The organism is Salinirubellus litoreus (assembly GCF_037335815.1).
In the GTDB taxonomy this organism is placed as follows: domain Archaea; phylum Halobacteriota; class Halobacteria; order Halobacteriales; family Haloarculaceae; genus Salinirubellus; species Salinirubellus litoreus.
Window position 1 is genome coordinate 1,701,159 of the sequence record NZ_CP147841.1, and the last position, 23,064, is coordinate 1,724,222.

Annotated in this window: 19 protein-coding genes; 11 read left to right on the forward strand and 8 right to left on the reverse strand. The window is 70.2% G+C overall.

Annotated elements, in window-relative coordinates:
- Nucleotides 1-298 precede the first annotated feature (298 nt).
- The 7 genes from dapA to WDJ58_RS08355 all read left to right on the forward strand — a co-directional run bounded on the left by dapA (nucleotide 299) and on the right by WDJ58_RS08355 (nucleotide 8,082).
- A complete protein-coding gene (gene dapA, locus WDJ58_RS08325; protein ID WP_338917210.1) occupies nucleotides 299-1,201 on the forward strand; it encodes a 4-hydroxy-tetrahydrodipicolinate synthase in 903 nt (300 codons plus the stop codon).
- Nucleotides 1,198-1,968, forward strand: coding sequence for a 4-hydroxy-tetrahydrodipicolinate reductase (gene dapB, locus WDJ58_RS08330; RefSeq protein WP_338917211.1), 771 nt, complete (start codon nucleotides 1,198-1,200; stop codon nucleotides 1,966-1,968). Before dapA ends, dapB begins: the two co-directional genes overlap by 4 nt.
- Nucleotides 1,965-2,801, forward strand: a complete 837-nt coding sequence (locus WDJ58_RS08335; RefSeq protein ID WP_338917212.1) for a 2,3,4,5-tetrahydropyridine-2,6-dicarboxylate N-succinyltransferase — start codon at nucleotides 1,965-1,967, stop codon at nucleotides 2,799-2,801. Before dapB ends, WDJ58_RS08335 begins: the two co-directional genes overlap by 4 nt.
- Before the next feature lie 121 nt (nucleotides 2,802-2,922).
- Nucleotides 2,923-4,311: a diaminopimelate decarboxylase gene (gene lysA / locus WDJ58_RS08340; protein WP_380660514.1), complete on the forward strand. Its 1,389-nt coding sequence runs from the start codon at nucleotides 2,923-2,925 to the stop codon at nucleotides 4,309-4,311.
- On the forward strand, nucleotides 4,305-5,192 hold the full coding sequence (dapF, locus tag WDJ58_RS08345; RefSeq protein WP_338917214.1) for a diaminopimelate epimerase: 888 nt from the start codon (nucleotides 4,305-4,307) through the stop codon (nucleotides 5,190-5,192). The genes lysA and dapF overlap by 7 nt, the downstream gene beginning before the upstream one ends.
- Before the next feature lie 2 nt (nucleotides 5,193-5,194).
- Nucleotides 5,195-6,265 carry a M20 family metallopeptidase gene (locus WDJ58_RS08350; protein WP_338917216.1) on the forward strand — a complete coding sequence of 357 codons (1,071 nt, stop codon included), beginning with the start codon at nucleotides 5,195-5,197 and terminating at the stop codon, nucleotides 6,263-6,265.
- 149 nt (nucleotides 6,266-6,414) lie between these two features.
- On the forward strand, nucleotides 6,415-8,082 hold the full coding sequence (locus WDJ58_RS08355) for a thiamine pyrophosphate-requiring protein (RefSeq protein ID WP_338917217.1): 1,668 nt from the start codon (nucleotides 6,415-6,417) through the stop codon (nucleotides 8,080-8,082).
- A gap of 91 nt (nucleotides 8,083-8,173) precedes the next feature.
- Here the strand turns inward: WDJ58_RS08355 and folP are convergent, their stop codons facing one another.
- The gene (gene folP, locus WDJ58_RS08360) at nucleotides 8,174-10,627 is read right to left on the reverse strand and encodes a dihydropteroate synthase (RefSeq protein WP_338917218.1); all 2,454 of its coding nucleotides are present in this window, start codon (nucleotides 10,625-10,627) and stop codon (nucleotides 8,174-8,176) included.
- Between the two features lie 184 nt (nucleotides 10,628-10,811).
- Nucleotides 10,812-12,389, reverse strand: a complete 1,578-nt coding sequence (gene purH, locus WDJ58_RS08365) for a bifunctional phosphoribosylaminoimidazolecarboxamide formyltransferase/IMP cyclohydrolase (protein ID WP_338917219.1) — start codon at nucleotides 12,387-12,389, stop codon at nucleotides 10,812-10,814.
- A 431-nt stretch (nucleotides 12,390-12,820) separates the two neighbouring features.
- On the opposite strand from purH, the gene purB reads away from it, so the two are divergent.
- The 4 genes from purB (at nucleotide 12,821) to WDJ58_RS08385 (ending at nucleotide 18,418) form a co-directional block, all read left to right on the forward strand.
- Nucleotides 12,821-14,206, forward strand: coding sequence for an adenylosuccinate lyase (purB, locus tag WDJ58_RS08370; RefSeq protein WP_338917220.1), 1,386 nt, complete (start codon nucleotides 12,821-12,823; stop codon nucleotides 14,204-14,206).
- A gap of 479 nt (nucleotides 14,207-14,685) precedes the next feature.
- Nucleotides 14,686-15,504, forward strand: coding sequence for a cytochrome c oxidase subunit II (coxB, locus tag WDJ58_RS08375; protein WP_338917221.1), 819 nt, complete (start codon nucleotides 14,686-14,688; stop codon nucleotides 15,502-15,504).
- Nucleotides 15,501-18,134: a cbb3-type cytochrome c oxidase subunit I gene (locus WDJ58_RS08380; RefSeq protein WP_380660518.1), complete on the forward strand. Its 2,634-nt coding sequence runs from the start codon at nucleotides 15,501-15,503 to the stop codon at nucleotides 18,132-18,134. The genes coxB and WDJ58_RS08380 overlap by 4 nt, the downstream gene beginning before the upstream one ends.
- Nucleotides 18,135-18,145: 11 nt before the next feature.
- Nucleotides 18,146-18,418 (forward strand): cytochrome C oxidase subunit IV family protein, encoded by a 273-nt coding sequence (locus WDJ58_RS08385; protein WP_338917222.1) that lies wholly within the window; start codon nucleotides 18,146-18,148, stop codon nucleotides 18,416-18,418.
- 61 nt (nucleotides 18,419-18,479) lie between these two features.
- Here WDJ58_RS08385 and WDJ58_RS08390 read toward each other — a convergent pair whose 3' ends face one another.
- The 6 genes from WDJ58_RS08390 to trpB all read right to left on the reverse strand — a co-directional run bounded on the left by WDJ58_RS08390 (nucleotide 18,480) and on the right by trpB (nucleotide 23,063).
- Complete coding sequence (locus tag WDJ58_RS08390; RefSeq protein WP_338917223.1) at nucleotides 18,480-18,770, reverse strand: DUF7410 domain-containing protein; 291 nt, start codon at nucleotides 18,768-18,770, stop codon at nucleotides 18,480-18,482.
- Nucleotides 18,771-18,773: 3 nt separating this feature from the next.
- Complete coding sequence (locus tag WDJ58_RS08395) at nucleotides 18,774-19,457, reverse strand: DUF7546 family protein (RefSeq protein WP_338917224.1); 684 nt, start codon at nucleotides 19,455-19,457, stop codon at nucleotides 18,774-18,776.
- A gap of 1 nt (nucleotide 19,458) precedes the next feature.
- Nucleotides 19,459-19,887, reverse strand: a complete 429-nt coding sequence (locus WDJ58_RS08400; protein ID WP_338917225.1) for a hypothetical protein — start codon at nucleotides 19,885-19,887, stop codon at nucleotides 19,459-19,461.
- Nucleotides 19,888-20,097: 210 nt separating this feature from the next.
- Complete coding sequence (locus WDJ58_RS08405; protein WP_338917226.1) at nucleotides 20,098-20,892, reverse strand: 2-amino-3,7-dideoxy-D-threo-hept-6-ulosonate synthase; 795 nt, start codon at nucleotides 20,890-20,892, stop codon at nucleotides 20,098-20,100.
- Nucleotides 20,893-20,919: 27 nt separating this feature from the next.
- Complete coding sequence (gene trpA / locus WDJ58_RS08410; protein ID WP_380660522.1) at nucleotides 20,920-21,816, reverse strand: tryptophan synthase subunit alpha; 897 nt, start codon at nucleotides 21,814-21,816, stop codon at nucleotides 20,920-20,922.
- Nucleotides 21,813-23,063 carry a tryptophan synthase subunit beta gene (gene trpB, locus WDJ58_RS08415; RefSeq protein WP_338917227.1) on the reverse strand — a complete coding sequence of 417 codons (1,251 nt, stop codon included), beginning with the start codon at nucleotides 23,061-23,063 and terminating at the stop codon, nucleotides 21,813-21,815. Before trpB ends, trpA begins: the two co-directional genes overlap by 4 nt.
- Nucleotide 23,064 lies beyond the last annotated feature (1 nt).

Below are 23,064 nucleotides of genomic sequence, written 5' to 3' on the forward strand. Positions count from 1 at the left end.
TATCGGTTGGGAGTCGAGTTCTCGCGGGGTGGTCGCCACCTCGGGGGCAGGACGGCGCGAGCGGCGGGGACGATGGGAAACGTCTAAGTCGGCGTGCGCCGTCCGCCCTCTCATGCGAGGTGTCACACGTCGTGGTGGCCGCCGGCGGGGCCCGACCCACGGGTGTGACCGCGCGTTCGCTTCTCCGAAACGGAAACGGCGGTAGCCACCGGTTCGTGGCGGGCGTGGCGACCCCGTCGCGGGCCACCGCCGACCGGACCGTACCCGACCACCCGACAGCGTACACGACACACAGCACATGACACACGAGCCGTTCACCGGCGTCTTCCCCGCGATGACGACGCCGTTCCACGACGACGAGAGCATCGACTTCGAGACACTGCAGGCGAACACCCGACGACTCGAACGCGCGGGCGTCGCCGGGGTCGTCCCCGTCGGGACGACCGGCGAGTCCGCGACCATGACCCACGACGAACACGTCGAGGTGGTCGAGGCGGTCGTCGACGCGGTCGAGGACGTGCCCGTCATCGCCGGCTCCGGGTCCAACAACACCCGCGAGGCGCTCGACCTCTCCCGACGCGCCGCCGATGCGGGTGCCGACGGTCTCCTCCTCATCTCGCCGTACTACAACACGCCCGAACCCGACGGGATGGAGGCGCACTTTCGGGCGGTCGCCGACGAGGTCGACCTCCCCCAGATCGTCTACAACGTCCCCAGCAGGACGGGGCGGAACATCGAGGTCGGGACGGCGGTGAACCTCGCCTCCCACCCCAATATCGTCGGCTACAAGGCCGCCAGCGGCGACATGGCCCGTATCTCCGAGGTCATCGAGCGAACCCGCGAGGAGGAGTTCACGGTGCTGTCGGGCGACGACGCACTCAACTACCCCATCGTCGCGGCCGGGGGATCGGGCTGTATCAGCGTCGCGGCGAACGTCGAGCCCGAGCGGTGCGTCGCGCTGATCGACGCCGCGCTCGACGGTGATCTGGACTGCGCACGCGACCTCCACCACGAGATGGGGCCGCTGTTCCGCACCCTGTTCGTCGAGACCAACCCCATCCCGGTCAAGGAGGCGATGGCGATGCGCGGGCACATGCCCCGGACGATGCGCCCGCCGCTGTCGTACCTCTCCGAGGAGCACCGCGAACGGCTCCGCTCGGTGCTCGCGGAACTCGAACCCGAGGCGACGGCAACGGCATGAGCGGGTTACGAGTCGTCGTCACCGGCGCGACCGGTCGGATGGGCGGCGCGGTCGTGGAGGCGGCCGCCGAGCGCGGGCACGAGGTCGTCGCGGTCACCGAGACCGCGCCGATGGACGTCCCGGACGTGGACGAGACGTTCGCGGGCTCGGACCTCCGGGCGGCACTGGAGGACGCGGACGTACTCGTCGACTTCACGGTCCCCGAGGCGAGCCTCGACTACGTCTCGACGGCGGCCGAGGCGGGCGTCCCCTGCGTCGTCGGGACGACCGGATTCGGCGAGGAGGGCACCTCGCGGCTCCGGGAGGCGAGCGGGCGCGTCCCGGTGCTGAAGGCGGCGAACTTCGCCCGCGGCGTCCAGGCGCTCCTCCGGGCGGTCCACGCGGCGGTCGATGCCCTCCCGGGCTACGATATCGAGCTGACCGAGACCCACCACAACGGCAAGCGCGACGCCCCCTCGGGGACGGCGCTGACCGTTCTCGACGAGATAGACGACGCCCGCGGGGACGACCCGGAACGGGTCTACGGTCGGGAGGGCGAACAGCCCCGCGAGGACGGGGAAGTGGGCGTCCACGTCCGGCGTGCGGGCGACGTCCGCGGCGAGCACGAGGTGCTCCTGGCGGGGAACGAGGAGGTGCTCACGCTCGCGCATCGGGCGGAGTCACGAGGGGTGTGGGCGGCGGGGTCGCTCGACGCCGCCGAGTGGCTCGTCGGGCGGACCCCGGGGTACTACGGGTTCGGGGACGTGCTCGGAGGTGAACGAACGTGAACTCGACACTGGAATCGGACGTGACGGCGCTGTGGGAACGGTACGACGACGGGCTGACGGCCGCCGAGGCCGGCCGCGAGGAGCTCGACACCCTCGACGCCTTCCTCGACGCGCTCGAAGCGGGGGAGGTCCGTGCGGCCGAGAAGCGCGACGGCACCTGGACGGCGAACGAGTGGGTCAAGCGCGGGGTCCTGCTGAACTTCGGGCTGCGCGAGACCGTCGCCCACCACCACGGCGGCGTCGACTACCACGACGTCCTCCCGCTCCGGCGGACCGACGACCTCCACGAGCGAGGCACTCGAAACACCCCCGACGGGACGGTGATTCGGCGGGGAGCGTACGTCGGGAGCGATGCGATCCTGATGTCCCCCGCGTTCGTCAACGTCGGGGCCCACGTCGGCGACGGCACGCTCGTCGACTCCTGTGACACGGTGGGGTCGTGTGCGCAGATCGGCGAGGGCGTGAAGCTCGGGGCGAACACGCTCGTCGGGGGCGTGCTCGAACCGGTCGAGGACGCGCCCGTCGTCGTCGAGGACGGGGTCTCGCTCGGGGCCGGGTGTCGCGTCACGTCGGGCTTCGTCGTCGGCGAGGACTCCGTGGTGGGCGAGAACACGCTGCTCACCCCGCGAATCCCGATCTACGACCTCGTCGAGGAGGAGGTGCGCTACGGCGAACTACCTCCCGAGCGGCGCGCGTTCATCCGCTACGTGGAGTCGAGCGTCGGCGAACACGACCTGTTCGAGGGCGGCGCGTACAAGCCCGCGGTGGTCGCCACCCACGTCGAGGAGGACACGCTCGAGGCGACGAGGCGCGAGGGCGCGCTCCGGGAGTGAGACGGATGAGATGTAGCACGGGCGAACGCCGCCGAAGCCCGCGGCCGCTGGGCCGCCACGCGCGCTCTGCTCGATTCCGACGGGGAGAGACGAATCCGGCCGAGCGAAGCGGCCCCGGGAGGTGCGTCCCGTGACAGACAACCCCCCGATCCGGCGACTCGACGACTGGGAGGCCGAGGGGCTGCGCGACCTCGCCGACGAGTTCGACACCCCGCTGTACGTATACGATCTCGAACGGGTGCGCGAGAACGCCGCCCGGCTCCGTGAAGCGTTTCCGGACGCCGACGTGGCGTACGCGGTGAAGGCGAACACGACACGACCGGTGCTCGAAGCGCTCGAAGCCACCGGAATCGACGCCGAGTGCGCGGCCGCCGGCGAGGTCAGGCGTGCGCTCGACGCCGGCTTCCCGGCCTCGAGGGTCCGCTACACGGCCGTGAACCCGCCGGCGTGCGACCTGGACCACGTCTGCTCGCTCGATTCGTCCACCGAACTCACGGTCACCGTCGGCGCGGCGGACACGCTCGACCGTGTCGCGGCCCGGGGTTTCGACGGCCCGCTGTGTATCCGGGTGAATCCCGGGATCGGCACGGGCCACCACGCGAAGGTCTCGACGGGGGCCGAACCGAAGTTCGGCGTCCCCTACGACCGGGCCGCGGCGGTCGCCCGCGCCGCCGCCGACCGCGGGTTCGATGTCGTGGGGATCCACGCCCACGCGGGGTCAGGCATCTCCGGCGAGGACCTCTCGGCCCACCGGGAACTCGTCCGGCGGATGGGCGACCTCGCCCGCGACATCGCCGACCTGGATCTCGAATTCGTCGCGGTCGGCGGCGGGTTCGGCGTCCCCTACCGGGAGGACGAGGAACCGCTCGACCTCGATGCCGTGGCCGGGGCGACGCGGGAGGCGATCGGGGACGTCGAACCCCGGCTGGCGATCGAGCCCGGCCGGTACTTCGTGGCCGACGCGGGCGTGCTCCTCACCACCGTGAACACGGTCAAGGAGACGCCCGAGACGACGGTCGTGGGTATCGACGCCGGGATGACCACGCTCCTCCGGCCGGCGATGTACGACGCCTACCACGCGGTCCGGAGCCTCGAGCCGGACCGGCCGCCGCGCGATCCGGTGTCGTGCGAGGTCGCAGGCCCGGTCTGCGAGACGGCGGACGTGCTCGGCCGGGACCGGACGCTTCCCGACCCGACCCGCGGGGACCTCCTCGCGGTGGGGAACGCGGGGGCGTACGGCTACGAGATGAGCAGTCAGTACAACTCCCGGCCCCGCCCGGCGGTGGTCGCGCTCGACGGCGGATCGGCGCGGCTGGCGGTCCGGCGCGAGACGCTGGCGGATCTGACGCGCCTGGAAGTCGAGAGCGGCCCCGGCTCCGCTCGATCGGAGGACCGGGACGAGCGGGATGGGACGACCCGAGCGGACCGTGGGTCTCAAGTGGGTGAGGCGGCTGGAAGTGGCATGACCGACGAGTTCGGGAGTGACGACGGACGGGACGAACGATGGTAGACGTAGACAAGTACCACGGGACCGGAAACGACTTCGTCGTCGTGGACGCGGCCGAGGAGGTGCCCGACCGGCGGGCGTTCGCGGCCGACCTCTGCGACCGGACGGACGGTATCGAACCTCCCGAGAATGGGACCGGGACGAGGGGTGCGGACGGCGTCCTCTTCCTCTCGCTCGAGCCGACGTACAGTCCCCCGCGGGTCGTCATGACGCTCGTCCAGCCGGACGGGAGCGTCGCGGCGATGTGCGGCAACGGTGCCCGGGTTACCGCCCGGTGGGCCGCCGACCGGACCGGAAGCGACGAGGTGATGATCGACACGCTCTCCGGCACCCGGTCCGCCACGCTCGACCGCGAGACCGGCGAGGTGACCGTCGACATGGGCCGACCGACGTTCGATCCCCCGGACGTCCCGGTCCGCTCGGAGGAGCCGTTCGTCGAGCGCGAGGTCGAGGGTGTAGTCGTGACCGCAGTGAACACGGGCGTCCCGCACGCCGTCGCGTTCGTCGAGAGCGTGGACGAGGTGGACGTCGAGTCGGTCGCACCGCCGGTCCGCCACGCCGAGGTCTTCCCCGAAGGGGCGAACGTGACGTTCGCCTCCGAACGGGCCGACGGCGGCTACGACCAGCGGACGTTCGAACGCGGGGTCGAGGGCGAGACCCGCTCGTGTGGGACCGGCGCGGTCGCCGTGGCGGCGGTCGCTAACCGCCTCGGTCGCGTCGAGACCGACGAGCCCGTCGTGGTCTCCCCGCCCGGCGGCGACCTCGCGGTGAGCGTCACCGGCTCGGGGTCGACGCTCCGCGGGCCGGTCGTCCACGAGTTCGAGGGGTCGAGCACTCCCGCCGGGCCGCGCCGACTCGATCGCGTGGCGGGGGACGACGACTGAACATGTCGGCGTTCGACCCGATCGCGTTCCACGAGCGGGCGGTCCGGACACCCTCCCACGAGGACGTGACCGAGATGCGTGACGTCCTCGTCGAGACGCTCGAGGAGCACGAGACGGAGCCCGAGGTCGACGACGCCGGGAACGTCCTGGCCTCGCGCGGCGAGGGCGATACCCACCTCGTCCTGAACACCCACATCGACACCGTCCCGCCGCACGTCCCCTATTCGAGGGACGACGACGTGGTGAGCGGTCGCGGCTCCTGCGATGCGAAGGGACCGCTCGCGTCGCTGCTCGACGCGTTCCTCGCCTGCGAGCCGGGGAACGGGCGAGTGACGCTCGCGGTGACGCCCGACGAGGAGACCACCTCGACGGGCGCGGCCGCGCTCGACTTCGACGCCGACGGCTACGTCGTCGGCGAACCCACGGGGCTGGACGTGTGTACGGCCGCGCGCGGGCGGTTCGAGGGGGTCGTCTCGGTGAGCGGGGTCGCGGCCCACGCCGCCGAGCCACAATCGGGCGTGAACGCCGTCGCGGCGCTCGAAGGGCTCCTCGCCGCCGTCCGGAGCTTCGACGGGACGCACGGTCCCGGCGAGCACGCCCAGTTAGGGGGGCCGACGCTCACCGTCACCACCGTCGAGGGGGGCGAGGCGACGAACCAGGTCCCCGCGGAGTGCCGGTTCACGCTCGACCGCCGATCGGTCCCTCCCGAGACCGCCGAGGGGTTCCGGGCGGAGCTGGACGAACACCTCCGGTCGCACGCACCCGATGGGGCGAGCGTGGAGTTCGCGCTGCGCGACCGACCCACGCCGCACCTCGAGGCGTGGGCGACCGACCCCGACGCGCCGCTGGTCGGGCGACTCGTCGAGGAGAGCGGGGGGGAGACGCGGCCGTTCACCGCCGCGACGGAGGCCTCGTACTTCGCGGCGGACGCCCCGACCGTCGTCTTCGGTCCGGGCGTCCTCGCCGACGAGGAGGGCGCGGTCGCCCACGCCGAGCGGGAGTACGTCCGGCTCCCGGAGGTCGAGGCGGCGGGGGATGCGGTGAGGCGGACGATCGACGCGCTGCTCGGCTGAGACCGGCCAGCGTGCGTCAGCTCCTCGCCTCCCGTTCCTTTCACATCTCGTCATCGTCGGATCTAGGACGTCCCGCACGAGGGACGGCGACCCGGCGCGACTGGGCAGACGGGCACAACGTATAGTAGCGGGCACGGCCACCCACGGCCATGGACACGGAGGGACTGGAGACGGGCGAACGGCTCGTCGAACGGCTGGCAGCCGGCGGCGTCGAGTACGTCTTCGCGACGTTCGGGACCGACCACCCGACGCTAGTGAAGGGGCTTTCACGCGACGCGGCACCCACCACGGTGCTGGCGTCGGACGAGACGGTCGCGGCGAGCGCCGCGCACGGCTACGCGCAGGTCACCGGCGACCCGCAGGCCGTGCTCGTCCACGTCGACGTGGGGACGGCCAACCTCGGGCCGGCCCTCCACAACGCGTCGCGCTCGCACGTCCCGATGCTCGTCCTCGCCGGTCGGACCCCGCTCACGACCCGCGGCGAGCGCCCGGGATCGCGGAGCATCTTCGTCCACTGGTACCAGGACGTCTACGACCAGCAGGGACTCGTCCGGGAGTACGCCAACTGGACGTACGAACTCGAGACGGGGGCCAACGTCGATCGGGTCCTCGCCCGGGCGTTCGACACCGCCGAGGGGCCGCCCGCGGGCCCGTCCTATCTCACGCTCCCGCGGGAGGTGCTTCGCGAACCCGCCGAGACGTCGCCGGACGTCGGGACCGGCCGCCGGGAGACGGCACCCGCGACCGCGAGCCGTGAGACGAGAGAACGACTGCTCGATCTCCTCGATTCGGCCGAGGACCCGCTGGTCGTCACGTCGTACCTCGGTCGCGAGGAGGCGGCCGTCGGGACGCTCGTCGAGTTCGCGGAGACGGTCGGTGTGCCGGTCGTCGAGGCCGCCCCGGCGTTCGACATGAACTTCCCCCGGGACCACCCGCTCCACCTCGGGTTCGGGGCCGAACCGTGGCTCGACGACGCCGACCTCGTCCTCGTCGCGGCCTGCGACGTCCCGTGGGTCCCCTCCCGCGCGACGCCCGGGGAGGACGCAACGGTCGTCCACGTCGACCCCGACACGGAGAAGGGCCAGTACCCGCTCTGGGACTTCCGCCCCGACCTGGCCGTCCGCGCGGACCCCGCGACGGTGCTCGCGGACCTGGCCGCGCGGTACGAACCCGGCGAGCGGACCGAGGACCGGACCGCCCGCGCCGCCGAGCGCCACGACGCGCTTCGAGAGAGCTGGAACGACGCGGTCGATGACGACCCCGACCGCATCACACCCGCCGTCCTCTCGCGGGCCATCGGGGAGGCCGTCGGCCCCGAGGCCGTGATCGTCGACGAGACCGTGACGAACACGGTGTCGGTGCTGCGTCACCTCGAACGGACCGAACCCGGGACGTACTACTCCTACTGTTCGAGCGGGCTGGGGTGGGCGCTCGGGGCCTCGATCGGCGTCAAACTCGCCCGGCCGGACCGGACGGTGGTGACGACTGTGGGCGACGGCTCGTTCGTGTTCGGCAACCCCCTCGCGGCCGCCGCGACGGTCCGTGCCTGCGGCGCTCCCCACCTGTGGGTCGTCTACGACAACGGCGGCTGGCGGGCGGTGTCGGACGCCGTCCACGACCAGTACGAGGATCCCGACTTCCTCGACGACGCCTTCACCCGGTTCGACCCGTCGCCGGACTACGCGGGGGCCATGGCGGGGATGGGGTGTCACGCGGAACGGGTCACCGAACCCGAGGACCTCGCCCCCGCTCTCGACCGGGCGCTCGAAGCCGTCGAGAGCGGGACGCACGCCGTACTCGACGTCGCCGTGGAGTAGCCGCTCGCGGCTACGATACTCGCTGGTCAGAACTGTCCTCTCCACCGAGGGGAGGACTCGCTCCGGTCGTTCGGTTCCGGATCGGGAGGGCTCAGATCCCGTCGGGATCGCGTGCGGCCTTCACCGTCCGGACGGCGGCGACGTTCTCGGGCACGTCGTGGACCCTGACGATATCCGCACCGCGGTCGGCCGCGAGCGCCGTCGCCGCGACAGTGGCGGGAAGGCGCTCGTCGTCGGCGTAGCCGACGAGGTCGAACATCGACTTGTGCGAGTGACCAACCAGCACGGGACACCCCAGCGAGCGGAACTCCCCGATCCGGCCCAGGAGCTCGAAGTTCTCGTGGCGTGTCTTCCCGAACCCGAGGCCGGGGTCGACGATGATCTGCGAGCGGTCGAGACCCGCCCGCTCGGCGAGCAGGACGCGTTCGGCCAGGGCGTCGAGCGTGTCCTCGACCACGTCGTCGTACTCCACTCGGGTACCCGGATCGACCGGCGCGTCGATGGAGTGCATCACCACCACCGGGACGTCTCGATCGGCGGCGACCAGGCGCATCTCGGGGTCCTCGAGACCGGAGACGTCGTTGAGGATGTCGGCACCGGCGTCGAGCGCCGCCCGTGCCACCTCGGCCTTCCGCGTGTCGATCGAGACCAGCGCGTCGAGATCCGTGATCGCCTCGATCACGGGGACGACCCGCGCTATCTCCTCCTCGACGGGGACTGGTTCGGCCCCGGGCCGGGTCGACTCCCCGCCGACGTCGACGACGTCCACGCCCACCTCGACCATCCGCTCGGCGCGGGCGACGGCGGCCTCGACGTCGTCGTACTCCCCGCCGTCGTGGAACGAGTCCGGCGTGACGTTGAGGATGCCCATCACCGCCGTGCCGTCCTCCCAGGGGTAGCCGTGCCGCTCGCGTGGCGTCGTGGTCGCACCCGGGTCGAGCGCCCCCCGGACGTCGGTCGCGAGGCGGGTCAGTCCCCGATCGGAGCCCTCCAGCCGCGTCGCGAGCCGCTCGAACCCGTCGAGCGTCCCCGACAGCACCGCGTCGACGAGGTCGTGGGTCGTGGACTCGACCCCGGAGGTCGCACACGCGACGCCCGCGCCGAGCGCCTCCGCGCGGAGCGTCTCCGCCCGCCCGCCCTCCACGCGCACGCGGAGGGTCCGGTGGACCCCCTCGCTCGCCAGACGCTCGACGTCGACCTCGGGGACGTCGGCGTCCGCGAGCACCGCGCTCGCCGTCTCCACGTCGGGAACTCGCTTCCGTACCGGCGTGCGGGTCCACCGACGGCGGGCCTCGGCCACCGTGAACAGCGATCCGGTGACGACCACCGCGTCCCCCGCGCTCGCGTCGTCGAGCGCGTCGTCGAGCGCCCCGCCCACGTCGTCGGTCTCGATCACCGTCCCGGCGCGTCCCTCGAACGAGACGGCTAGCGCGCTCGCCGTCTCCGCGCGGTCCATCCCCGGCCGGCAGGTGTAGACCCGCTCGGCGCGCGGGAACGCCGCGGCCATCCCGGCGTGGTCCTTGTCGGCCATCGCACCGACGACGAGGTGGAGGGCGTCGTACTCGAACGATTCGAGCGTCTCGGTCAGGCGCTCGGCGCTCCCCGGGTTGTGCGCGCTGTCGAGGACGACGAGCGGCTCGCGACCCATCACCTCCAACCGCCCCGGCCAGTGGGCGTTCCGGAGCCCGCGTTCGAGGTGCGCCCCGGTCACGTCGGTCCCGGTCGCGGCTCCGACCTGCCGGCAGAGCGCGGCGGCGCCCCCGGCGTTCAGCGACTGGTGGGAGCCGAGCAGCGGGAGCCGTGTCTCGACCGCCCAGTCCGGCCCGGTCAGCTCGACGGCCCCCTCGATGCCCTCCCGCCCGCCGTACTCGACGAGTACGTCCGCCTCGTCGTCGGTTCCGACCCGGAGGACGTCACCCGCCGTCGCCCGCACCGCGTCGAACGCCTCGCCCTCGGTCGCGGTGACGAGCGGTCCGCCCGCGGGGGCGACGTGAGCCTTGTCGTGGGCGATCTCGGCGACCGTGTCCCCGAGGATATCGGCGTGTTCGAGCGTGACGCTCGTCACCGCGCTCGCGATCGGGTCACAGACGCTCGTGGCGTCGTACCGACCGCCGATACCCACCTCCAGCACCGCGACGTCGACCGCCTGACGGTCGAACTCCCACAGCCCGAGCGCGGTCAGCGCCTCGAAGAACGTCGGCGAGTCGTTCCCGGCGGCCCGGCGGTCGAGGTACTCACGGCAGTCCTCGACGAACTCGGCCACCCGCGCCTTCCTCACGGGACGGCCGTTCACCCGTACCCGCTCGCGGACGTCGTCCAGGTGTGGCGAGGTGTAGAGGCCGACGTCGAGCCCCGTCTCCCGGAGAATCCGCTCGACCATGCGGGACGTGCTCCCCTTCCCGTTCGACCCCGCAACCTGCACCACCGTCAGGTCCTCGTGGGGGTTCCCGAGATGTGCGAGGAGGTCGCGCGTGGACTCCACGCCCCGCTTCGGGGCGAACCGTCCGAGATCGAACAGGGCGTTCGCCGCCGCCTGGTACTCCATACCCGCTCGACCCGCGGAGCGCGCTTTAGCCCTTCGGCACCAGAACACGTCGTCGCCCGTTCCCCCCACCGACACCCCTGGACGGGTCGCGGGCTGCCGGGCGTGGCTTCCCTCTCCATCGTGTCGTCCCGATCCCGATCGGGGTGGTGCCATCCGTGGGATCGCGCCCACCCGTTCCGGTGGGTCAGTCGTGGCGGAACGCCCGCGAGCCGGTGAACGCCATCGCCATGTCGTGTTCGTCGGCGGCCGCGATCACGTCGTCGTCGTTGACCGATCCACCCGGCTGAACGACCGCCTCGACGCCCGCCTCGGCGGCCGCCTCGATCCCGTCCGGGAACGGGAAGAACGCGTCGGAGGCCATCACCGCTCCCTCCGCGTCCTTCCCCTCCGCGTGTTCCTCGGCCTTCATCGCGGCCAGCCGGACCGCGTCGACGCGCGAGACCTGCCCCATACCCACGCCGACCGTCTCGGTCCCCGACGCGAACACGATGGCGTTCGACTTGACGTGCTTGATGACTCGCCAGGCGAACAGCATCGACTCGACCTGTTCGTCCGTGGGCTCGCGCTCGGTGACGACCTCCAGGTCGTCCGCCGAGAGCGACTGGAGATCGCGCTCCTGGACGAGCCGCCCGCCGACGAGCGGCTTCTCCGTCAGCCGTTCGGTGACCTCGCCGAGGTCGCCCACGCGGAGGACGCGCAGGTTCTCCTTCCCGCACAGGACGTCGAGTGCGGCGTCGGTGTACCCCGGCGCGACGACGGCCTCCTTGAACGACTCCACTATCCGCTCGGCGGTTGGGGCGTCACAGTCCCGGTTGAGCGCGACGATACCCCCGAAGGCACTCATCGCGTCCGTCGAGAGCGCCCGGTCGTAGGCTTCGGCGAGCGAGTCGGCCGTCGCACAGCCCGCCGGGTTGGTGTGTTTGATCACCGCTGCCGCGGGCTCGGCGAACTCCTTGACGAGGTTCAGCGCCGCGTCCGCGTCGTTGTAGTTGTTGTAGGAGAGGGCCTTGGACCCCTCGTTGAGCTGGTCTGCGTGTACGACCGACGCTTCGGTGCAGGTCGGGTCGGCGTACAGCGCGGCGTCCTGGTGGGGGTTCTCCCCGTAGCGGAGTCCCGCGGCGTGGTCGTTCGAGACCAGCCGCCTGGTGGGGAGATCACCCGCCGTATCGCCCTCGACGCGCACCTCGCCGTCGTCGCCGATCTCGACCCGGTCCTCGGCGAACCAGCCGACCGCACGCGGGTACGCCCGGTACTCCCCCTCGTAGAGCACGCGCTCTTTCAACGTCCCCTCGTCGTCGCCCTCGAAGACGGGGATCGCCTCCTGGGTGACGATGGGGCCGCCGTCGACCGTCTCGTCGACGATGTGAACCGTGCAGCCCGTCATCCGAACTCCGGCGTCGAGCACCTGCTCGTGGGCATCGAGCCCCGGGAACGACGGGAGCAGCGAGGGGTGGACGTTCAGGGTCGTCGGGACCGAATCGAGGAACTCCTCGGTGAGTATCCGCATGTAACCGTCGAGGCAGACGAGGTCGAAGTCGTACTCGGCGAGGCGGCCGAGGACGCGTTCTTCGTGGTCCTCGCGGGACTCCTCGTCTCCGCGGGCGACGACCTCCGTCGGGATGCCGCGCTCGGCGGCCGACTCCATGACGGGGGCTCCCTCCTGGTTGGTGAGGACGACCGCGAACTCCGCACCGCCGGGGGCGCGGTCCGCGACGTGCATCAGGTTCCGACCGCGGTTCGAGGCCATGCCGGCGATTCGCATGTGCGGAACCGGGCAGCGTCGGGCAAAAGGGGTTGCGGTCGGGGTGTCGGGAGTGAGGTGTAGTCCTGAAACGGGGTGTCGGGTGGGACTGAAAGGGGCCGCGTTCTCGACGAAGTACGGTGCCGCAAGCACCGCAGTGAGTGACCGGAGGGAACGAACGAGGAGCGCAGCGCGTACCGCACGAGTCGAGAACGCGGGGGCTTTCGAGGTGTTCCAGTCTGTACTCGCTGCGAGCGGTGAGAACACCTCTAGAGCCCCCGCCGGTTCGAGTCGGGGGGCTCGTTGCGCGCCTCGCGCTCACTTCGTTCGCGCTGCGGTGCTTACGTCGCCCGCCTTCCTCGAACCAGCGGCCCCTTTCAGTCCCACCCGACATCCCGACGAGACGGCTACGGTTCGACACCCTCTTTTCGGCACTCCGCGCACGTCCACGCATGACCGACGACCGGGACGCTCTGCACGCCGTCTCGCCGCTCGACGGCCGTTACGCCCGCTACACCGAACCGCTCGTCGAGTACGCAAGCGAGGCGGCGCTGATGCGTGCCCGCGTCCGCGTCGAGGTCGAGTACCTCCTCGCGCTCGCCGACCTCGACGCCACGCCGCTCTCGCTGGACGACGAGACGCGAACCGAGCTCCGCTCGCTCTACGAGGGGTTCGACGCCGACGACGCGCGGACGATCAAGGCCTACGAAACCGAGGGTCACGCGGGCCGATCCGCGACCAACCACGACGTGAAGGCCGTCGAGTACTTCGTCCGTGACGGCACCGAGCGCGATATCGGGCCGTGGGTCCACTTCGCGCTCACCAGCGAGGACGTGAACAACCTCGCCCACCGGCTCCTCCTCGGGCCGGCCGTCGAGGAGGTGATCGTTCCCGCAATCCGGGGGGTTCGCGACGCGCTCGCCGCGCTGGCCCGCGAGCACCGCGACCTGCCGATGCTCGCTCACACCCACGGTCAGCCGGCCACTCCTACCACGTTCGGCAAGGAGATGGCCGTCTTCGCCGCCCGTCTCGCGACGGTGTTGGGGGAACTCGATCGCGTGACCGATCGGCTCTCGGGGAAACTCGCGGGGGCGTCGGGCACCTACGCCGCCCACCACGCGGCCTACCCCGAGGTCGACTGGCGGGCGTTCTCCCGCGAGTTCGTCGGGTCGCTCGGCCTCTCCCACACGTCGCTATCGACGCAGGTCAACCCGTGTGACGATATCGAATCCGTTTTCAACTCTCTGAAGGCGGTGAACAACGTCCTGCTCGATCTCGACCGGGACTGCTGGACGTACGTCTCGATGCGCTATCTCGGCCAGGAGGCGGTCGAGGGGGAGACGGGGAGTTCGACGATGCCCCACAAGGTGAACCCCATCGACTTCGAGAACAGCGAGGGGAACCTCTCGAAGGCCAACTCGGACCTCACCTTCCTCGCGGACTACGTCACCACCTCGCGGCTCCAGCGGGACCTCTCGGACTCGACGGTCAAGCGGAACGTCGGCGCGGCACTCGCCCACTGTCTGATCGGCTACCGGAAGGCCGCCACCGGCCTGGAGAAGGTCGTCCCGCGCGCGTCCGTGATGCGCGAGGACCTCGAATCGAACCCGGAGGTGATCGGGGAGGCGGTCCAGACGATACTTCGACGCGAGGGCCACGAGGACGCCTACGAGCGGGTGAAGGCACTCTCGCGGGGCCAGCGCGCCTCGCTCGAGGACTTCCGGGAGCTGTTCGCGGACCTCGACGTCGACGAGTCGGTTCGCGCGGAACTCCGCGCGCTCACCCCCGACACCTACACGGGGCTCGCGGGCGATCTCGTGGACGAACTCGACGGGTAGCCGTCGCCACGGCCGACCGGGGGACGCGATCCAACTGAACTCCTGTCGGCGACGCAACCTCCCGTAGCCCGGGCCCTGTCGACGAGCACGACCGCGAACGGCGCCGGAGTGCGGTTCGACCCCCGCCGTGAAGCCGGTGAGTACGACAGTCCTCGCCGAGGGGACGACCGGTGACCGCCGTCCCCCCCTGCCGTCGCCCCACCGCCCCGAACACGCCCACGGACGCCGCCGTCGATCGTCAGGACGACGCCACCCCTGCCATCCACGGCCCAGTAACTCGCGTGAGGCCGCTCGGTTGCCGGTTCGCTCGATCGTCTCCCATGGGTCCGTATCGGCGTCTGACGGGTTCCCCGGGGATCCACGAGCGGTCGCTACCGCGACCGCGACCCCGGTGAATCGTCGGACGGCGCGGCCAAGTCGGGGCAAATGATGCCGAAACACCTAACTTCTCGCCCCCGATAACCGGCAACACGCCTCATATGATTATTGGTGCCATACACCACGTCCCGCTCCAGGGGGGCCTGATCCCGCGGGGGACGCGGATGAACGTCTTCAACGAGATATTCACGGTCTTCGTCGCACTCGGGACGCTCGTCGGCGTGATCGTTCTGGGCTACATGCTCTGGAACGCCTACAAGTACCGCGACGGGACCGAGCGCGACGACGTGAAGAAGGCCGACGCCGAGCGGCCGTCGCTGGGGGAACTCCCGGAGGGCGGCGGCGGCGGTCGGAAACTGTTCCTCTCGTTCGGACTCAGCACCGTCATCGTCGTCTCGCTCATCGTCTGGACCTACGGCACCCTGCTGTACGTCGAGGGCGGGGCCGCCGCCCAGACCGAAGAGCCCATCGACGTGGAGGTCGAGGGCTACCAGTTCGGCTGGGCGTTCACCTACCCGAACGGCGAGGAGGTCAACGCGATCCTGCGAGTGCCGGCCGACACGCCGATCCGGCTCACCGTCACCTCCAGCGACGTGTTCCACAACTTCGGGGTCCCCTCGCTGCGCGCGAAGACCGACGCCATCCCGGGGACCACGACCGAGACGTGGTTCATCGCCGAGGAGCCGGGCAACCACACCGCCCAGTGTTACGAGCTCTGTGGGGCGGGCCACTCCGCGATGAACGCGCAGGTGGTCGTCATGGAACCCTCCGCCTACGAGGAGTGGTACGCGGGCATGAACACGTCGAGTTCGGACGCTACGAGCGGTACGAACAGCACCAGTGACACGAACGGCACCGGCGGATCGAGCGCGCGTATCGCCGCCCCCGCGGCGGCCTTCGGTGGGGGTGTCCCCGCATGAGTGACGGGACGGGGACCGAGGCGAACGGCGGTGCATCGACCGACGGGGACCGGGAACCCAGGGACCTCCGATCCGATGGAGGCCACGCCGAGGACCACCACGGCCTCCCGCCGATGTCCTCGGTCAAGCGGTGGTTCGTCACCACGAACCACAAGGACATCGGTATCCTCTACCTCGTTACGTCGCTGTTCTTCGTCGTCTTCGGTGGTCTGCTCGCGCTGCTCATCCGGACGCAGATGTGGACGCCGGGCGGTACCATCCTCTCACCTCAAGCGTACAACCAGACGGTCTCGATCCACGGGCTCGTCATGGTGTTCTGGTTCCTCTCACCCTTCGCGTTCGGTTTCGCAAACTACGTCGTCCCGCTCCAGATCGGCGCGGACGACCTTGCGTTCCCGCGGCTGAACGCCCTCTCGTACTGGCTCTACCTCGCCTCGGGGCTCCTGGTCGGTGTGTCGTTCTTCCAGGGGGCCACGTTCTCGGGCGGGTGGACGATGTACGCCCCACTCAACGTCCCGATGTACATGCCAGAGGTGGGGGCCTCGACGGCGGTGCTGGCGCTGCTGTTGTTCGTCGTCTCGGTCACCGTCTCCTCGGTGAACTTCCTCACGACGATGCACCGGATGCGGGCGGAGGGGCTCACCCTCCGCCGTCTCCCCCTCTTTACCTGGAGCATCCTCCTCACCGTGTGGATGATGCTGTTCGCGTTCGCGGCGCTCCTGGCGGCGCTGATGATCCTCAGCGCCGACCGCCTGCTCGGGACGATGTACTTCGTTACCGAATCGCCGGGCGGGTCGATGCTCTGGACGCACCTGTTCTGGTTCTTCGGGCACCCGGAGGTCTACATCGTCTTCTTCCCGGCGCTGGGGGTGATGGCCGAGATATTCCAGACGTTCACCGGGAGCCGGCTCATCGGGCGCAAGTGGTTCATCGCGTCGATGGTGCTCGTGGCGCTCCAGTCGTTCATCGTCTGGATGCACCACATGTTCCTCACGACGATCAACCTCCAGATCAAGACGCTGTTCATGGCGACCACCATCGGGATCTCGCTCCCGTTCGACCTGATGGTGTTCGCACTCATCTACACGATGTTGAAAGGCAGGATACGCTTCAAGACACCCTTCCTCTTCGCGTTCGGGGGGCTGATCGTGTTCATCGTCGGGGGCATCACCGGCGTGTTCCTCGGAGCCGTCGTCCTCGACTACGCGATGCGGGGGACCTACTGGGTCGTCGCACACTTCCACTACGTGATGGTCGCCGGCGTGACGGCGCTCATCGGCGGGCTCTACTACTGGTTCCCGAAGATGACCGGCCGGATGTACGACGAGTTCCTCGGGAAGGTCCAGTTCGGGCTGTACTTCCTCGGGTTCAATCTGCTCTACTTCCCCATGTTCGTCGCCTGGGAGACCCCACGACGGGTGTTCGACTACCCGGCCGAACTCGTCGGGTGGCACCGGATCGCCACCGTCGGCGGCTTCCTCCTGGGGATCTCGTTCCTCGTGATGTTCTACAACCTCTACACGAGCATCTGGAACGGCGAGGAGGTCGACGGTAACCCGTGGGACTTCACCCACACCGCCGAGTGGGCGGTCTCCTCGCCCCCGCCGCTCGAGAACTTCCCCGGGCGGGCCACTTACAAGGGGGGATTCCTCGACTTCGTCGACCGCGTGACTACCGACGGCGGCGAGGAGACCTCGGAGGGGTACCGCTCGCCGCTGTCGGCCGACGGAACCGGGACCCGTTCGGACGGTGGCACGAGCACCGGCGCGCCGGATGGCGGCGTGGTCACCGGCGGTACGGGTCTCCCCGCACAGCGCGACGAGGGCGGCGGGGAGATGGCGGTCGCCCACGGCGAGGGGCCGAGCCACGCCAGCATCTGGCCGTTCGCGACCGGCGTGGGCGCGTTCGTCCTGCTGGTCGGGCTCTCGGGATTCCAGAGCGGGGCGTTCCCCGACGGCGTGGCCGGCGGGTTCTACATGGGCACGTCGCTCGCGGGCGGGCTGATCACCCTCGGGTCGCTGTTCGCGATGGGCTACGAGGACTTCCACGCCCCCGAGATGGCTATCGCCGAGCGGTGGCCGTTCGCCGGCGTCGAGAACACCAAACTCGGCGTGTGGATCTTCCTCGCCAGCGACGTCGTCCTCTTCGGGGCGTTCATCGGGGCGTACGTGTTCGTCCGTTTCTCGGCCGGGTGGACCGGCTGGCACATCGTCCCGCACAACTCCCTGCCGGGGCTGATCAACACCTACCTCCTGTTGACGAGTTCGTTCACGGTCATCCTGGGGATGGTTGCGGCCGAACACGAGAGTCGGAAGGGGCTGCTGGCGTGTCTCACCGCCACGCTCCTCCTCGGCATCGGCTTCCTCATCAACAAGGGGATCGAGTGGGTCGAACTGCTCCACGAGGGGATCTGGCTCGACGCCTCCATCGAGGGGGCGACGTTCTTCCTCACGACGGGCCTCCATGGGGCACACGTCCTCGCCGGCCTGGTCATCACCGTCTACCTCATGTGGCGGACCTGGGGCGGGGCCTACATGGGCGACGAGAAGCCGGTCGAGTACTTCGGGCTCTACTGGCACTTCGTCGACATCGTCTGGCTGTTCCTCTTCCCGCTGTTCTACATCCTGTGAGGTGACAAGACATGGCAAACACCAGACTGTACACGCTGATATTCGTCGCGCTGTTCGTCCTGGCGACCGCGCAGGTCGCGGTCGAGACGATGGGGTTCGTCGAGAACGCCTACTGGTACGCCTTCGGGGCCATACTCGCCCTGTCGCTGCTGAAGGCCGTCGCGGTCGCCGGCTACTACCAGCACCTCCTCTACGAACCCCGGTCGCTGTCGTACCTCATCGGGATCGGCCTGCTGGCGGCGCTCACACTCACCATCGCCGCGTCGTACTCGATCCTCCCGTAACCGGTTCGGATCGGTCCGACCCCTCTTCTCGACGGCTCCGGAGCGAGCGCCCGCGCCGTACTCACACGCCGAAGACCATGTACGCGAGGACGAGCACCGCGTAGAGTATCGCCAGCGCCCCGACGATCTTCAGGTGGAAGAGGAACAGGTCGTCGTCCTCGGCGTCGCGGGCCGCCTCGTAGGCCGCCCGCTCGAGCTCCGAGAGCGACTCGGTGCCGTGCTCGGCGAGGTGGAGGTCGCGGTACTGTTCCCGCCTGAACGGCCGGCCACAGCGGGGACACCGAACCGGGTCCTCCTCTAGGGGAACGTCCCAGTCGGCGCTCGGATCAGTGGTCGCGTCGGTAGTCGCCACGGCTCAGTCACCCCCCTCCCGACGGCCCGGTCGCCACACGAACACGCCCACGGCAACGAGGAACGCCGCCGTCGAGAGGTCGAGCGAGAGCGCGGAGACGCTCGCCAGTCCCGCGCCGCCGACCCCGACGGCACCAACCAGCGACACCAGGAGCGGGAACGAACAGCCGATACAGGTCGCCACGCCGAGCACCCCCGTGAGGGTTCGCGCCGAGAGGTCCCGCACCGCGACCCAGAGGAGATATGCTAGCGCGAGGTAGCCGACCACCCGGTAGGGGACGAAGTAGACGTGGAACCAGTCGCCGACGTAGGCGATCCGGGGTCCCCACCCGGGTGTCGCGGGGGTGAACTGCCAGCCGTGGAGGTGGTCGTGGGCGTGATCGGGACCGTAGACGGCCAGCAGCCCCGAGAGCCAGGCGAGGACCAGGAAGTACCCGGCCCCCGCGAAGTCCGCCAGCCGTCGGAGGCCGTCGCCCGCCCCCGACGGTTCGACGCGCCAGACGGCGTACAGCCCGGCGTTGATCCAGACGAACGGGTAGAGGACGTACCGGGGGTCGGTCACGGTCGCGGGCGTGAGCGCGAAGTGAGCGAGGACCCAGAGCGCCTCGACGGCGAGGAGTCCGGCCCAGATCCGCCGGTCGGGAAGGAGCGGTCGAGGTGCGAGCTCCCGGACGACGCCCGTCGACATCTCAGGTGAGGAAGACGAGCTTGGCGGTGATGACGAGGAGGAACAGCGTCCCGACGAGGGTCGACCCCTCGGCGACGGCCACCGACGACGGTCGGCCGCGGCCCCGCGCGGACGCGTACGTCCCGTAGAAGAGGTACCCGCCGACCACGGCCGCCGTGGCGACCCCCAGGACCAGTCCGATCGCGTTCACCGTCTCCTCGGGGAGGCCGCCGGCGACGAACACGACCGCCCCACCGCCGAACACGACCAGCAGGAGCAGGAACCCCGCGATCCAGACGGACTGGTTCCCGGCTGCCCGCGAGACCAGATCCCGACCGCCCGGCGCGTCGGGCGTGTAGGCCTGCCAGTCGATCCACCGCACCGCGACCAGTACGACCGCCAGCACCAGCGCGCCGGTCAGGAGCGTGCTCAGGATGAGTGTCTGTGCCATGATAACTCCACTCGTGTAGGTGGATCGTCAGCGCGGACCGTGTTAACGCTTCCGGCGGGTTTCGCCGTCACGTCACCGGGATTCGGGGGTGAAAACGGGACCGATCCACGTCGGCCGACGAGGGATCAGGGGAGGGACGTCCTATCGGACCCTCCAGGCGGGGTCGACGACCCCGACAGCGAGGCCGATCAGGCCTCGACGGTGAGGGCCTCAGGCCTCGACGACGAGTCCGGCCTCCCGGAGCGCCTCCTCGACCGGGAGGTCGTCGTGGACGACGCCCGAGACGGCGCGGGCGATGGCCTCGGGGTCGTCGTGCTGGAACACCGACCGCCCCATCGAGACACCGGCACCGCCCGCGTCCATGGCCCCCCGCACCGCTTCGACGGTCTCGCGGTCGGTCCCCTTCGACCCGCCGGCGATAACGACGGGGAGCCGGGTCGACTCGACGACGTGCTCGAACGAGTCGGCGTCGCCGGAGTAGCCCGTCTTCACGAGGTCGGCACCCAGCTCCTCGGCGAGCCTGACCGCGTGGCCGAGCGACTCGGGATCCGACCCGTCGACCCCCGGTCCCCGGGCGTACGCCATGGCGAGGACCGGGATCCCGAGCCGGGAGGCGTCGTCGGTGAGTTCGGCGAGGCCCTCGATCTGCCGCGGCTCGTGGTCGGAGCCGACGTTGATGTGGAAGGAGACGGCATCCGCACCCGCTCGCACCGCTTCCTCGACGGTACACGTCACGCGCTTGTCGTTCGCGTCCGGGCCGATGGTCGTCGAGGCGTTGACGTGGACGATGTAGCCCGCACCGTTCTTGTTCGGGTGGACCCGGGGCGCGATCCCCTTCTGTGTGAGGACGGCGTCGGCCCCGCCGCGGGTCACCGCGTCGACGGTCGAGTCGATGTCCTTCAGCCCCTTCACCGCCCCCATCGTGATCCCGTGGTCCATGGGGATGATGACGTACTTCCCCCCTGTCCCGATGCGCTCCAGCCGTGCTGCCGTCCCTGCGGTCATGGGTGTGTCACTCTGTGACAGGTGTCCTCATTTGCGTTCCGGTTCCGGCCGCCGTTGCGTGCCGGCGACCGCGCCGTCCTTGAGTTCGCGGGCTTTCTCGCGGAGCCTGGCCGCGGTCTCCTCGACCGGGTCGTCCGCCTCGTGGCCTTCGGCGACGATGTCGACGAGCGCCGACCCGACGATGATCCCGTCCGCGCCGGCCTCGACCACCGAGGCCGCCTGTTCGCCCGTCGAGATGCCGAACCCGACGGCCTTCGGGAGCGACGACTCCGAGAGCCGGGCCAGCGACTCGGTCGTCCGATCCGAGACGTCCGCCCGTGCCCCCGTCACGCCGAGCCTCGCCTGGACGTAGACGTACCCCGAGGAGAGCCCGAGGAGCCGTTCGAGACGGGATTCCGTGGTCGTGGGCGCGACGATGGAGATCAGGTCGAGGCCGTGCTCGTCGCACGCCTCGCGGAGCGGCCCGGCCTCCTCGGCGGGCAGGTCCGGGACGACGAACCCGTCGATACCCGCCTCCGCCGCGCGGCGGACGAACGGTTCCGGCCCCTTCTCGCTCGCGGCCTCCCCGCTCGCGTCCTTCGAGTCCCGCCGGGCCTCCTCGTCTCGGTACTGGTAGAGGAGATTGTAGTAGGTCATACAGACCACCGGCACCGGCGAGTCGAGGTCCTCGACGAACTCGAAGAACCGGTCGGGGGTCATCCCCCCTTCGAGCGACCGGACGATGGCGCTCTGGATGGTCGGTCCCTCCGCGATCGGTTCGGAGAACGGCAGGCCCAGTTCGAGCACGTCCGCGCCCCCGTCGATCAACGCCCGTGCGTACGCGAGCGAGGCATCGTAGCTCGGGTCGCCCGCGGCGATGTACGGGACGAACGCCGGGCCGTCGGCGAACGCCTCCGCGATCCGCGAGTTCGAACTCCGGATCACTCGAAGACCTCCATCTCGGGCGCGTTCGGGATGTCCCGCCGATCGGTCTCCTCGATGGCCGCCTCGAGGTCCTTGTCCCCGCGCCCGGAGAGGTTGACGACCACCGACTCGCCGAGATCGGTCGGGTCCGTCTCCTCCAGGTAGGCGAGCGCGTGGGCGCTCTCCAGGGCCGGGATGATCCCCTCCTCCTGTGAGAGTCGGTGGAAGGCCTCGAGTGCGGCGTCGTCGTCGACGTTGACCGCTTTGACCCTCCCCTGGTCGACGAGGTGCGCCAGTTCCGGGCCGACGCCCGCGTAGTCCAGCCCCGAGGAGACCGAGTGTGACTCCATGATCTGTCCGTCGCGGTCCTGCAGGAGCTTCGTCCGTGCGCCGTGGAGCACGCCCTCGCTTCCGGTCGAGAGCGACGCCGAGTTCGGGGCGACCCCCTCCTCCTCGTCCACCGTCAGCGAGGAGCCCCCGGCCTCGACGGCGTAGAGCTCTACCGGATCGTCGACGAAGTCGGCGAAGATGCCCATCGTGTTCGACCCGCCGCCCGCACACGCCAGCACCGCGTCCGGGAGTTCGCCCGTCTTCTCCCGTATCTGTCGGCGGCTCTCCTCGCTCACGACCCGCTGGAAGTCACGGACCATCGACGGGAACGGGTGGGGTCCGACGATCGAGCCGATGACGTAGTGGGTCGTCTCGACGCTCCCCGCCCAGTCGCGCATCGTCTCGCTGATCGCCTCCTTGAGCGTCCCGCGGCCGACGTCGACGGGTCGGACCGCAGAACCGTTGATACGCATCCGGAAGACGTTGGGTCGCTGGCGGTTGATGTCGCGCCGGCCCATGTACACCTCGCAGGGCAGGTCGAGGTGCGCGGCGGCCATCGCCGTCGCCGTCCCGTGCTGGCCGGCACCCGTCTCGGCGATGATCCGCTCCTTGCCCATGTACTTCGCCAGGAGGCACTGCCCGAGTGCGTTGTTGAGCTTGTGTGCCCCGCCGTGGAGCAGGTCCTCCCGCTTGAGGTAGACGTCGATCCCGTACCGCTCCGAGAGGTTGTCCGCCCGCTGTAAGGGGGTGGGACGACCGCCGAAGTCCCGGAGCCGCTCGCGGAACTCGTCCATGAACCCGTCCTCGTTGTCGAGCACGTACCGCTCGTAGGCGTCGGTCAGCTCCTCGATGGCCGGCATCAGCGCCTCGGGCACGTACTGGCCACCGTAGTCGCCGAACTTCCCGTCCGTCCGTCGTGTCCTGTCTGTCTCGCTCATG

What these genes read in the sequence shown, in the direction of transcription:
- dapA (WP_338917210.1), top strand. Translation starts at nt 299, where the DNA reads ATGACACACGAGCCGTTCACCGGCGTCTTCCCCGCGATGACGACGCCG.
- dapB (WP_338917211.1), top strand. Translation starts at nt 1,198, where the DNA reads ATGAGCGGGTTACGAGTCGTCGTCACCGGCGCGACCGGTCGGATGGGC.
- dapF (WP_338917214.1), top strand. Translation starts at nt 4,305, where the DNA reads ATGGTAGACGTAGACAAGTACCACGGGACCGGAAACGACTTCGTCGTC.
- WDJ58_RS08350 (WP_338917216.1), top strand. Translation starts at nt 5,195, where the DNA reads ATGTCGGCGTTCGACCCGATCGCGTTCCACGAGCGGGCGGTCCGGACA.
- WDJ58_RS08355 (WP_338917217.1), top strand. Translation starts at nt 6,415, where the DNA reads ATGGACACGGAGGGACTGGAGACGGGCGAACGGCTCGTCGAACGGCTG.
- folP (WP_338917218.1), bottom strand. Translation starts at nt 10,627, where the DNA reads ATGGAGTACCAGGCGGCGGCGAACGCCCTGTTCGATCTCGGACGGTTC.
- purH (WP_338917219.1), bottom strand. Translation starts at nt 12,389, where the DNA reads ATGCGAATCGCCGGCATGGCCTCGAACCGCGGTCGGAACCTGATGCAC.
- purB (WP_338917220.1), top strand. Translation starts at nt 12,821, where the DNA reads ATGACCGACGACCGGGACGCTCTGCACGCCGTCTCGCCGCTCGACGGC.
- coxB (WP_338917221.1), top strand. Translation starts at nt 14,686, where the DNA reads ATGATTATTGGTGCCATACACCACGTCCCGCTCCAGGGGGGCCTGATC.
- WDJ58_RS08380 (WP_380660518.1), top strand. Translation starts at nt 15,501, where the DNA reads ATGAGTGACGGGACGGGGACCGAGGCGAACGGCGGTGCATCGACCGAC.
- WDJ58_RS08385 (WP_338917222.1), top strand. Translation starts at nt 18,146, where the DNA reads ATGGCAAACACCAGACTGTACACGCTGATATTCGTCGCGCTGTTCGTC.
- WDJ58_RS08395 (WP_338917224.1), bottom strand. Translation starts at nt 19,457, where the DNA reads ATGTCGACGGGCGTCGTCCGGGAGCTCGCACCTCGACCGCTCCTTCCC.
- WDJ58_RS08400 (WP_338917225.1), bottom strand. Translation starts at nt 19,887, where the DNA reads ATGGCACAGACACTCATCCTGAGCACGCTCCTGACCGGCGCGCTGGTG.
- WDJ58_RS08405 (WP_338917226.1), bottom strand. Translation starts at nt 20,892, where the DNA reads ATGACCGCAGGGACGGCAGCACGGCTGGAGCGCATCGGGACAGGGGGG.
- trpB (WP_338917227.1), bottom strand. Translation starts at nt 23,063, where the DNA reads ATGAGCGAGACAGACAGGACACGACGGACGGACGGGAAGTTCGGCGAC.